Source organism: Membranihabitans marinus, from assembly GCF_021729155.1.
Taxonomy (GTDB): domain Bacteria; phylum Bacteroidota; class Bacteroidia; order Chitinophagales; family Saprospiraceae; genus Membranihabitans; species Membranihabitans marinus.
Genome location: NZ_JAJQYA010000011.1, coordinates 75760 through 87765 on the forward strand (window position 1 = coordinate 75760; position 12006 = coordinate 87765).

The window sequence follows — 12006 nt, forward strand, 5'->3', positions numbered from 1 at the left end:
CAAAATTAATCAATCTACATTGATTAAAAGCTCAGACTATCAGAGTTTAACGGTAGATTAATGACTTTGTTTTTAAATCTAAAAAATAGCGTTAAAAACAAGGTATGTGGAAGGTGTTTTATGTTTTAGTGGAGACTAAACTGCAGTTTCGAGTTTTAATTCCATAAGGCTCATAAACAATTGTTGTCCATCTGTTAAACCGACGGTTTGTTCTGAAGCTCTTTCAGGGTGTGGCATCATCCCAAATATATTCCCGGCTTTATTGCAGATCCCAGCAATATTTTCGATACTGCCATTGATGTTCTCAGTTTCAGTAGTTTCTCCCTGTGAGTTACTGTATCGAAACAATATTTGATCGTTGTCTTTCAAAGACTGCAGAGTTTCGGCATCACAATAATATCTTCCGTCTCCATGAGCCACAGGCATGGTCAATAAATCATTGGTTTGACAATATTGAGTCAATCTTCGTTTATTGGTTTCTACCCGAAGTACAATGTTTTTAGAAATATATTTTTGTTGATTATTTTTCAACAAAGCACCGGGCAACAAGCCAGCTTCACACAATATCTGGAAACCGTTACAAATACCGAATATCAATCCTCCGTTGTTACCGTGTTCGATGACGGCATTCATGATGGGTGAAAATCTTGCAATAGCTCCACTTCTCAAATAGTCGCCATAAGAAAAACCTCCAGGCACAATAATACAATCCTCGGTAGTAAAATTGGGAAGTTCTGTTTCCTTATGCCATATTTTTTCAACTTTTTGATTGAAAACCTGCCCAATGATATGCACCATATCATCATCACAATTCGACCCTGGGAAAACGATTACACCAAATTTCATATGATCTATAATTTTTTACAAAGGTAGTATTAAGTTCATGAATTACCGAATAATTTGTCTCTGTATTCAAGGACTATTCTCGATATTCATCAGATGAAATTCAATCCAAGTGGGAATAATTATACTAGGAAATATTGAAACATTAGGGCGATTAAGAGCAAGAGAAAGTGAAAGCTTTCAGAGATGTTGTGTCTGTTGATTTGTAGAAAATAGGTGCCCAACAATATGGATAATGGTATGGTCAACACCATGGTATCCTGTAGCGTAACACTTCCTGCTAAAGCGAATACTATCCATCCAAAAGTCAATACATAGAAAATAAAGTTGAGCTTATTTCGCACAAATATATTGGTTCGATTCACCAGATTATTAAAGGAAATAAAGATAAATAAGGTAAGTAGACCCAAACAGCCCACTTTTACAATGCCGTAATTAGCGAATACAAATGGGTATTTAAAATATTTCAATTGTAGGATAAAGTCCTGAAAAAATTCAGTTAATTCTCCCTTTAACAACAAATACGATAGTACAAAGTAGATGGGGAGCATCAATCCGATGACATACAATAAAATATCTTTATTCTTAATGGCCACTAAACTGTTGGCTGCGAGTATGAAGAATGGAAAAAACCAAAGAAATTCTATGTTGCAAAATCCAGCTAAGCAGATAAAGAAACCCGTGTTAAACATCCGTTTTGAACGTTGATTTCTATGGATGATTTGGAATAAATTGAATATGGCAATAATTAAAAAAGTATTGCCGATTAAGACCGAACTCAAAGGATGAATGTCGGGGAAAATCGATATCAATAGAATGTAGAAAATACCGGGAAAGAGAGAATTTCCAATGGCCAATTTGTTGATCCCTACCAGTCGATTGATATAGGCTATGTGGTAGAATAACAGCAAAATAGAAATTGATTTATACAACCACGGGGACAATCCATTAATTTCACCGATTAAGTAAAAGGCTGCAGAGTCCTGGTCTACAAGAGGGCCATAAGCTTCAAAAAAGGTAAAAAGCCGTATGCCGATCAAGTAAATTAGAACAAAGACATAATTGAAGATTCTATTTTCTCGAAAAAATTGTAGCAAATTTTAAATTTAAAGTTTAAAGTACTTGGTTTTAAATTTTTTGAAAGTGCTTTAATAACATTGTATATATAGTTATAATACAATACATTTATTAACTATATTCAAAACTATGCTCGTAACCTCCCTAGGGCTATCCAAATTATCAATTCACTGCAGTCAAAAATGATGATATTCAATAGACTAATATGGCGTTTTAATAATAGGTCTTCTTAGGGCTAAAACAAAAGTAATTAAATCCATGGGATTTATTTTGATTATGTGTATAATATTCGAGTGAAAGACTATTTTAATTTTTCTATCTTGCAAGATCTTTTAGAATAAAATATGGCAAAACCATTAGACGATATTAAAATTCCAGTTAAGATTGAATTGCAAATCTTTGAGGACATTTTTCGCGATTCCATGCGCAGTAAAGTACCTTTATTAAATCGCATAACTCATTTTTTAACCAAACACAAAGGCAAGCAAGTCAGGCCTTTGATGGTGCTGCTCAGCGCACGTGCTTTGGGGGATATTTCTCCTAAAACCTATAGAGCTGCTAGTTTGGTTGAGTTGTTGCATACGGCTACCTTGGTACACGATGATGTAGTGGACGATGCCCTGGAAAGAAGAGGATTTTTTAGTGTGTTTGCACTTTGGAAAAAGAAGGCAGCTGTCCTAATCGGCGATTACTTGTTGTCCAAAGGCTTGTTGTTGGCTGTAGAGAACAAGGACTACAATATACTGGAAACGGTATCTAACGCAGTTCGACTGATGAGTGAAGGAGAACTAATGCAAATAGAAAAGACCAGGAAACTCGATATTACAGAACCTGAGTATTTTGATATTATCGAGCGCAAAACTGCCTCACTAATTGCCTCCGCCTGTAAAGCTGGAGCTGAATCCGTCACCGAAGACGAAGAAGAAATAGAAGCGCTGTATCAATATGGGCATTGGATAGGGATTGGCTTTCAGATGAAAGACGATCTTTTCGATTACGGCAATAATAAAATTGGTAAGCCCACGGGCAATGATATCCAAGAAAAGAAGATTACTCTTCCTCTATTACATGCATTAAAACAGGTTGATACTAGGGAGAAAAGGAAGATTCTTCGGCTTCTTAAAAAGAGAAAGAAAAAGAAATCTCAAGTCAATTATATTATACAATGCGTCTTGGATAATGGAGGCATTGAATACACTGAAAAAATAATGTATGAGTGTCTGGATAAAGCCAAGAATGCTTTATCTGTCATAAAAGACAATCCAGCCAAATCTTCCTTAGAACAATTGGCTGACTTTGTTGGCTCCCGTAAATTATAGACTTTTTAGCTATAAAACGACTCTCTCTATTTTGGCTCCGAGACGATTCAACCTTGTATCTATATGCTGGTATCCTCGGTCTATTTGTTGAATATTGTGGATGATACTTTCTCCCTGAGCGGAAAGAGCTGCGATGAGAAGCGATACTCCTGCCCTGATGTCTGGAGAACTCATTTCTATGCCTTTGAGTTGGTTCGCTCTATTTAAGCCTATAACGGTTGCTCTATGAGGATCACAAAGGATGATTTGAGCTCCCATATCGATAAGTTTGTCTACAAAGAATAGTCTGCTTTCAAACATCTTTTGATGGATAAGGACACTGCCTTTGGCTTGAGTGGCTACCACCAATATAATACTCATTAAATCAGGGGTGAATCCCGGCCATGGACTGTCGTAGATGGTGAGGATGGATCCATCTATGAAATTTTGAATTTCATAGGGCTGACTACCGTATACTTTCAAGATATCATTTTCAATTTCCAATTGGATGCCGATTCGTTCAAAGGTTTGAGGAATAATACCCAATTGATGTGGATTGATTCCTGCTATTTCTATATCTGATTGTGTCATGGCCGCCATTCCTATGAAACTACCAATCTCAATCATGTCAGGTAAAATTTCATGATCGGTACCAGATAATTCATCTACACCTTGAATAGTTAGTAGGTTGGATCCAATGCCTTGAATGTTTGCACCCATCCTAACCAACATTTTACATAACTGTTGTACGTATGGTTCGCATGCTGCGTTGTAAATCGTGGTTTTTCCAGGTGTCAACGAAGCTGCCATTACTAGGTTTGCGGTACCAGTTACCGATATCTCATCCATTAATAAATCATTGCCCTTAAGCTTTTGTCCCGACAAGAAATAGCTGTCTTGGACATCGTCGTATTCGACGGTAGCACCCAATTTGAGGAAGCCATTCAAATGGGTATCTATTCTTCTTCGCCCAATCTTGTCCCCACCTGGTTTGGGTATATATGCTTTTTTAAACCGTGATAAAAGTGGTCCTATCAATAATACCGAACCTCGAATCCGTCTGGCATCTTCAAAATAATCGGGACTAAACAAATAGTCTAAATTTAAATCGTCGGCTTGAAATGATATTTTGTGATCGGACAGTTTTTCAATCTTTACACCCAACCCTTTGAGTAGGGATATCATTTTTTTGACATCAACTATTTGAGGAATATTTGAAATAGTCACTTTATCACTCGTCATTAAAACCCCACTTAGGATTTGTAATACTTCGTTTTTTGCACCTTGTGGTGTTATAGTGCCTGAAAGTGTATGACCGCCTTGAACAATAAAAGATTCGGGTTGCATGTAATTGTATTTATTTCTTCTGGGAAAAGAGAAATTGCCCTCTTTTCAATCTGCTACTAATTAAGATAAAATATAATATAAAATGAAAGTAAAGATATTATATTTTATTAAAATTTTACATCGGATACCACTTGGCTGTAGTGAAGGTACTCTTAAATTATTGCTGTAATGCGATACTGATAATAGGCTGTAACAATGTAATTACCTGTTTATTGGAGCTTTATTATACCAAATGTATTTCAGTTCTTATAATTTACGACAAACCCATGAAGGTTGGGATAATTGCATTTCGGTAATCTTCCTTATAATATTAGTAGAAATGGTACACGAATGACAGATTCACTATTGAGGTGTAAATAGATGTATTACTCCACAGTATTTGAAAATGAAAAACCTAAATCGAGATAAAAAATCAGAAAAAACCAAAAGGACTAGTATTTTCTACGTCGTCTATTATTTTGGTTGTTGCGATTTTTTGAAGAGCCATGTTGGGGTCTGGTCGGAGTTTTCTTCTTATAAGTCAATGCATCGAAATTGGTATTGGACAATACATCGGCTAACTTACCACGAGTAATGGCTTGGATATCGTTTTTTATAATCTCATCGTTTACAAACTGTTCCTTATGCCATGTCTTATAAGCCATTTTCATATATGAACCTATTAGATTGACATACTCGGCCTTGTGTTCTGGATTTTCCATTTTTATGGCTTTGTCCAACATTCGTTGTACATTTTGACCATAGTGTTTGAAATTGATATCCATTTGAGGATAGTCCAGAGTCTCGTGAGTAAACAGGTCTTGGGTGTTGCCGATTTCAATACCTTCTGGTAAATCTACATCTAATTTGTTCTCCGACATGTAAAACAAGTGTTTCCAAGCTTTGTGGATATAATCGTTATTGCTCTTGGAATCATTGGAAAGAGCGATGATAATTTTTATTATGCGCTCTGCTACCTTTTGTCTTTCTTCTCGATCTTCGATCTCTGTGGCGTAGTCAATAAGATTTTGTACATGTCGTCCATATTCAGGTATCCTAATGGCCTGATTAATGGTATTGTATTGAAAATTATACATCTGTAAATTAGATTGGAAAATTAATTAATGGTACTGTAAGAGATTTTAATTTTAGGTCGCAATTTTGCATCACTAATCCCTGGACCATATATAACAGAACGACGAATGCGGTTGACATCTTGTGGTGTATTGACAATAAATAATTGATTTTCATCAATACCGTCCACAATACGCTGCATTTGATCGGTAATATTCATGTAATAGGATAGCTTAGCTCCTGTATTCTCTGTGTTTTCTTGAAATAGTCCTACAAAGAACAATCGATATTGACTATCGGACAAATAGTTGGTAATATCAGAGATATAAGTCCTTGAGCCAAAGTTATCATTGGTGGTCATAAAAACGTCAAACGGCATGTCGTAAGTAGCGGTATCATCTTGCGGATGTCCGGCTATTTCCCAAACCAATTCTGCATTATTTATGATTTTACCTTGTAGAGTGGATAAATCGTCGAATGTCATTTTTACGCCTAAATTACCCGGCTGTAATAGTAGATATTCGGGATTGTCCACATCGTTAGTAATGATGTCCTCTGCTATAGACCCAGTAAGATCATGACTTACAGTATTGAAGTGAGGCACTCTGTTGCTAAATTGCATCGTTGCAAGCTTTGTAGTATCATCCTGACGATAATAGATATTTATACCGCTAATGGAGTAAGAGATATCAAATTTAATAGCACCATCAAAGCTTCCTTCTCTTGGAACAATAGCTAAACCATTGAAAGCATCGGTAAAGTCGATAACATTTGATGTCGTAGCACTGTCCAATGACAATATTTTTTCACCAAAAGTGGAGTTCAGTGGTATTTTAATATGTGGATCTAATGACGTCGTAGAATCTATTTCAATATAGGTATTGGGAGCTGGAATAAAAGTTAGACTACCCAATAATTCATTTTTATATGGATGTTGATCAGAGGTGTATATAGTATTTGGCAAATCACTGTCTATTTCATATATATCAATAGTCTGTGTTTGATTATAGTTGCCATAAGGGGTGAAAGTGGTATCATAAGCGAGATAAAAGAAGGCAGAATCAAATTCAGCGCCTTCAAAATTATAGCTAGTTAAGGCCAATTCCAATTGCGAGTTCATCACATATTTGGTGTTTCCAAAGATAGGATCGTCAAAAAGAGCGACCATATGCTGAGTCGGAGTGAAGGTACCCGAATCGATTTGGAAGGCCAAGAACGAATCTCGCTCTACATTTTGATAAGATACAGATAATGAAGTGTCAGTAACAATAGTAAATTGACCATCACTAACTAAATCAGAACCTACATCTTCAAATTTTGTACAAGAAATACAAAATACCAAGCCTATAAAGGCCAAAAAAATATTGAATGTCTTCATAAAGGAATTTAGAACCTTATTCAGGCGTTTCTTCTTCAAATAATTTCTTATAAAATACCATGTATTCCGAAAGTACTTCCTCTACTACTTCCGATTCTGGAAGAAATATGGGACGATTTTTGTCATCGAATAAATCTGAAAGTTCATCTTTGAGTTCGGGTTTCCCTAATATGGTCGCATCGGCAAAAGTCAATGCCCCATGATGTAAGTTTAGACCTTGACCATTGACATAGGCTTCTAAATCTCCTTCATCCAAGTTGTTGATCGAAGCTTTTTCCATGAATCGATCTTCCAAATTCTTCTCAAACGGACTGTTGTATATTGAATACACTATCTTTGAGTTTCTAAATATAGGGTCGTTTTTATATGCCTTTTTAAGGTAAAGTGGTACCAAACTTGTCATCCAGCCGTGGCAGTGAATAATATCCGGTGGCCAACCAAACTTTCGAACGGTTTCCATTACCCCTTTACAGAAGAATACCATTCTTTCTGCATTGTCAATAAAAGGTTTCCCCTCTTTATCTTCAAAGATCATTTTCCTTCGGAAAAATTCATCATTATCTAAAAAGTAGACTTGTAGTCTAGCTCCAGGTAATGAGGCTACTTTAATTATTAGTGGATAATCATCTTCATCCACAATAATATTCATACCAGACAAACGAACAACTTCATGCAATCGATGCCTGCGTTCATTAATGGTTCCAAATCTTGGCATCAAGATTCGAATATCCATCCCATTTTTCTGTATGTATGAAGGTAGTTGTCGTACAATTTTTGAAACAATACTCAGATTTGTATAAGGCTCCATTTCCTGAGTAACGATCAAGACTTTTTTCTTACTCATTATCCCGTCTTTTTATCAAATAACTTAAAGCGGTTGCAAAAATACAAAAAATTTAGCTAGTATTTTATTATTAGTGGATTTTTAGTACATTGGTCGTCTTTTTCAATTCTAGAATGCCCTTATTTCCACTATTATTGCCATCTATAGATCGTAAACTTTAGGAATAATAGGACTACCTGTTTTCTTGATTATGTGCTCACTGCTTGCATTAAAAGGGCGCAAACAATTGCGAAATAAGTCCCCAAGGCATAACCCATTACAGCCATTATGACCCCTACTGCAGAGAGCGAAGGGCTGAAGGCACTGGCGACCACAGGTGCAGATGCTGCCCCTCCAACATTGGCTTGGGATCCAACAGCGACGAAAAAAAATGGCGCTTTTATGATTTTAGCTACTATTAAGAGTAAAATAATATGGGTCAACATCCAAATGGCTCCTAAAAGGAATAAACTGGGATTGGCTAATATTTCTTGAAAATCCATTTTCATACCTATGGTTGCTACCAATATATATATAAACACAGAGCCCCATTTTGAAGCACCCAATCCTTCTAGTTTCCTGAATTTTGTAAAAGATAGTCCCAGACCCAAGGTCGTGGCAATGACAATTAACCAGAAAAAACCAGAAATCAAGGAGTGAAGATTGTGGGCGGCATACCATTCTCTGTGATTTTCCATCCAAGGTAGTATGAGGTCCGAACCCGCATGGGCTATTGCCACTCCGCCAAAAGCGACGGCTAGTAAGGCGAAAATTTCCGCAGTTGTCGGCACCTTTTCTATGGATGTCCTATATTGGTCGAGTTTGTCTCTCAAGGCAGTAATAGCTGAAGCATCTGCTTGGAGCCAAACATCGATTTTTTTGGAAATGCCCGCCCCGTACAGGAGAACGGCCATCCATATATTGGCAACTATTATATCGACTACCACCATTGAACTAAACACGGTATCGCTGACGTCATAGATTTCCTTCATCGCTGTTTGATTGGCTCCTCCACCTATCCAACTTCCTGCAATGGTCGACATTCCTCTCCATAATTCATCTGGTGAGATACTTATTAAATTGGGGGAAATGTAATGCAATACCAGAATGGCCAATGGTCCTCCAATAACAATACCTATAGTAGCCGTAAAAAACATGATCAATGCTTTTGGCCCGAGATTAATTAAACCCTTGAAGTCGATGTTGAGGCAGAGCAAAATTAACGCCGCAGGTAATAAATAACGCGAACTCATATAGTATAGACTGGAATCTTCATCACTAATCAGTCCCAAAGGCCAAACCATAATGGCGGGGACAAAATAACACAAGAGTAGTGGGGGAAATATGGAATAAAATCTGGTCCATCCCCGGTGTTTTAAATTAGATGTGTAAAATACCAAAGCTAAGACAGTAATTAATATGCCCAATACAATTGCATCGTTGGTGAATATGGCCTTCATCTGCTCTTTGTTCTGTTTTGGGGTAATTTATTTTATTGTCCTGTGAGTTGTTTTAACATCGATGGATTCATCGTTTTATATTCCGATGATTTCGGTTCCTTAAGCATTTCTCTGTCGATATTGTTTTTTAACTCTATAATTTGTAAAGTGTAGCCAAAACCGGGAAAAATCGTTTCTACACTTAGAGGAAATCCCTTTATAGTATTTCCGTCTTTGTCTATGATGTCGGTCGAAATAAATTGGGAAAGCGAACCCTTAAATTCAATGTCATTGGTTACATATACTTTGAGATCTCCGTGCTGACCATTTTGAGATATTTTTCCTACTACGGCCTGACAGTCGTATCCCAGAATTTTTTTGGTATCACTGGGGTCTAATTCGAATGATTGATCGGAGAAACTCTGCATGCCAGCGGCTATTCTTTCAAACTGTTCAGGGTCTAGGTTGGCCTGGTATTTTTGCCCCATCATCACCATGTATATTTTTCTGTAATCCTCCTCTTTATTTAAAAAATATTTTGTCGTCATCATGCTTCCCATGTTCATTGACCCGGCTAAATTATTTTCATCGAAAGTCCATTTTACTTCCAAATCTTTAATCATTTCTACTGCTTGTGCTCCTTGGTCAGTGGTGGCATTTGACTTGGTGACGGCCCACTGTAAGGTGGCTTCGTCAAATGATTTTTGGGAAAAAACTAGGGTTGATATTCCAATAAATAGAAGGGTAAATAAGTTTTTAAGTTTGAATCCTGTCATGAGTTTATGATTTTGATACCTCAAGATATATTTTTTTTTTGAATGCGATAATTTGTTTAGCTTTCAATTCCAAATCAAATTTATAGTAACAGGAATTTAATTATCTTTGCGTGATATATTATGAATAAATTTATTGTTTCCGCTAGAAAGTATAGACCACTGCAATTTGAGGATGTTGTAGGGCAAGGCCATATTACTCAAACTTTGAAGAATGCTATCAAACAAGAGAAGTTGGCTCATGCCTTTTTGTTTTGTGGTCCTCGAGGTGTAGGTAAAACTACAGCTGCTCGGATTCTTGCTCAGACCATAAATTGTCAAAATATATTGCCCAATGTAGAGCCCTGTGGTCAGTGTGAGCCCTGTGTGTCTTTTCAAAAAAACCATTCAATGAATATCATTGAATTGGATGCGGCTTCAAATAATTCAGTGGACAATATTCGAAACTTAATAGAACAAGTCCGAGTACCCCCTGGCGATGGCAAGTATAAATTGTATATTATAGATGAGGTGCACATGTTGTCTCAGAGTGCCTTCAATGCCTTTTTGAAGACCTTGGAAGAGCCTCCCTCATATGCTATATTTATCTTGGCCACTACGGAGAAGCATAAAATATTGCCAACCATTCTCTCGCGTTGTCAAATCTATGATTTTAAGCGTATTCAGATAGCTGATATAGTAAGTCATTTGGAAAAAATATGCAATAGTGAAGGTTTGTCCTTTGAAGTAGAAGCGCTAAATACAATAGCCGTTAAGGCCGATGGAGCTTTGCGTGACGCTCTGTCTATATTTGATCGTATTGTGTCTTTTGCCGATGGCAATCTGACTTATGAAGCTGTCATTAGTCAGTTAAATATATTGGATCACGATTATTATTTTCAAGTAATTGATCAGTTGATCCTCGGAGATTTAGCTGCCACATATATCTTGTTCGATACCATCGTACAACGAGGTTTTGATCCCCACGTATTTTTGATGGGCTTGCAGGAACACCTTAGACAATTGTTAATGATACAATTGAACTCCACTTCTTCATTGGTCGAAGTTGGCCCAGAATTGAAGGCCAAATACGAAGCCCAAGCTCAGGTGGCTCCTCGCGATTTTGTGTTGACACTATTAGATTTGGCCAATGCCTGTGACGTCGATTATCGACACGCTCAAAATCAGCGATTGCACGTGGAAGTTTGTTTAATGAAAATGGCTTATTTCAATAATAAACATTCTCTTCAAACAGAACAATCAGATGGGGTTGAAGTAAAAAAAAAATTAAATCCAGTCAGTTAGCCAGTACTCCAACACCTGTTGAAAATACTGATAATGTGACCCAAGAAAATAGACCAAGCTACTCTGGTGATCGGGAAACAACTCCGTCTACTACACCAGCTCAGAATAGGGCCAATGCCGATAAAAAACCAGAGCGTGAAACTCCTCAAAGACAACCTCCTTCTGGGGACAATCAAACAAAACCAAGTACTTCGTCTAAAAGTAAATCCAAAAAGAAATTGCCACAATTGGGCAATTTAAGTGCTCTAAAAGCCGACCTTGAAAAAGAGGCCAATCAAAAAGAGAAGGATTTAGACGCCGAAGTATTACAGAAAAAAGTGATAGAGGTCTGGAAAAACTTTAGAGAAAATCATCCTTCGCCCTCGCTTTCTGTTTTTATGAAAGATGCCAAATTGATCTTTAATGATATGAACTTAAAGGTCGTGGTTACTTCGCAATTGGCTCGATCATCGATAGTGGAACAAAGGGATTTGTTTGAAGAAATTCGATCGACGGCCAGTCCCCATATTTTGGAAATTGAATTTGAAATAGATTCTACATCCGCGGCATCTACTGTGCACGAGGTAAGCTTGATTACTACCCAAGATAAATACAATGCATTGCTAGCTAAAAATTCTACTTTGGCAAAATTAGTCCAAAAATTGAATCTTAAAGTTGATAACGACTAAAGCTTAATGGCATATTAAATGAT

The 12006-nt window shown here is 36.9% G+C and carries 11 protein-coding genes; 3 read left to right on the forward strand and 8 right to left on the reverse strand.

Annotated features, from left to right (window positions below; all coding sequences use genetic code 11):
• Positions 1 to 135: 135 nt before the first annotated feature.
• Both purQ and LVD51_RS09050 read right to left on the reverse strand, forming a co-directional pair.
• Entirely contained in the window at positions 136 to 846 is a 711-nt protein-coding gene (gene purQ / locus LVD51_RS09045; protein WP_236970900.1) for a phosphoribosylformylglycinamidine synthase subunit PurQ, read from the reverse strand.
• A 119-nt stretch (positions 847 to 965) separates the two neighbouring features.
• A complete protein-coding gene (locus LVD51_RS09050) occupies positions 966 to 1940 on the reverse strand; it encodes a hypothetical protein (RefSeq protein WP_236970901.1) in 975 nt (324 codons plus the stop codon).
• A gap of 324 nt (positions 1941 to 2264) precedes the next feature.
• On the opposite strand from LVD51_RS09050, the gene LVD51_RS09055 reads away from it, so the two are divergent.
• Positions 2265 to 3239 carry a polyprenyl synthetase family protein gene (locus tag LVD51_RS09055; RefSeq protein WP_236970902.1) on the forward strand — a complete coding sequence of 325 codons (975 nt, stop codon included), beginning with the start codon at positions 2265 to 2267 and terminating at the stop codon, positions 3237 to 3239.
• A gap of 9 nt (positions 3240 to 3248) precedes the next feature.
• Here LVD51_RS09055 and murA read toward each other — a convergent pair whose 3' ends face one another.
• The 6 genes from murA to LVD51_RS09085 all read right to left on the reverse strand — a co-directional run bounded on the left by murA (position 3249) and on the right by LVD51_RS09085 (position 10034).
• Positions 3249 to 4565 carry a UDP-N-acetylglucosamine 1-carboxyvinyltransferase gene (gene murA / locus LVD51_RS09060; protein ID WP_236970903.1) on the reverse strand — a complete coding sequence of 439 codons (1317 nt, stop codon included), beginning with the start codon at positions 4563 to 4565 and terminating at the stop codon, positions 3249 to 3251.
• 431 nt (positions 4566 to 4996) lie between these two features.
• Complete coding sequence (locus LVD51_RS09065) at positions 4997 to 5641, reverse strand: DUF4290 domain-containing protein (RefSeq protein WP_236970904.1); 645 nt, start codon at positions 5639 to 5641, stop codon at positions 4997 to 4999.
• 20 nt (positions 5642 to 5661) lie between these two features.
• Entirely contained in the window at positions 5662 to 6996 is a 1335-nt protein-coding gene (locus tag LVD51_RS09070) for a DUF4270 domain-containing protein (protein ID WP_236970905.1), read from the reverse strand.
• A 16-nt stretch (positions 6997 to 7012) separates the two neighbouring features.
• Positions 7013 to 7840 carry a glycogen/starch synthase gene (locus LVD51_RS09075; RefSeq protein ID WP_236970906.1) on the reverse strand — a complete coding sequence of 276 codons (828 nt, stop codon included), beginning with the start codon at positions 7838 to 7840 and terminating at the stop codon, positions 7013 to 7015.
• A gap of 188 nt (positions 7841 to 8028) precedes the next feature.
• The gene (locus LVD51_RS09080) at positions 8029 to 9279 is read right to left on the reverse strand and encodes a DUF819 family protein (protein ID WP_236970907.1); all 1251 of its coding nucleotides are present in this window, start codon (positions 9277 to 9279) and stop codon (positions 8029 to 8031) included.
• A gap of 32 nt (positions 9280 to 9311) precedes the next feature.
• Positions 9312 to 10034, reverse strand: coding sequence for a DUF4412 domain-containing protein (locus LVD51_RS09085; RefSeq protein ID WP_236970908.1), 723 nt, complete (start codon positions 10032 to 10034; stop codon positions 9312 to 9314).
• Positions 10035 to 10154: 120 nt separating this feature from the next.
• Here LVD51_RS09085 and dnaX point away from each other — a divergent pair, with 120 nt between their 5' ends.
• Entirely contained in the window at positions 10155 to 11315 is a 1161-nt protein-coding gene (gene dnaX / locus LVD51_RS09090) for a DNA polymerase III subunit gamma/tau (RefSeq protein ID WP_236970909.1), read from the forward strand.
• Between the two features lie 35 nt (positions 11316 to 11350).
• On the forward strand, positions 11351 to 11983 hold the full coding sequence (locus LVD51_RS09095; RefSeq protein ID WP_236970910.1) for a hypothetical protein: 633 nt from the start codon (positions 11351 to 11353) through the stop codon (positions 11981 to 11983).
• The last annotated feature ends 23 nt before the right edge of the window (positions 11984 to 12006 follow it).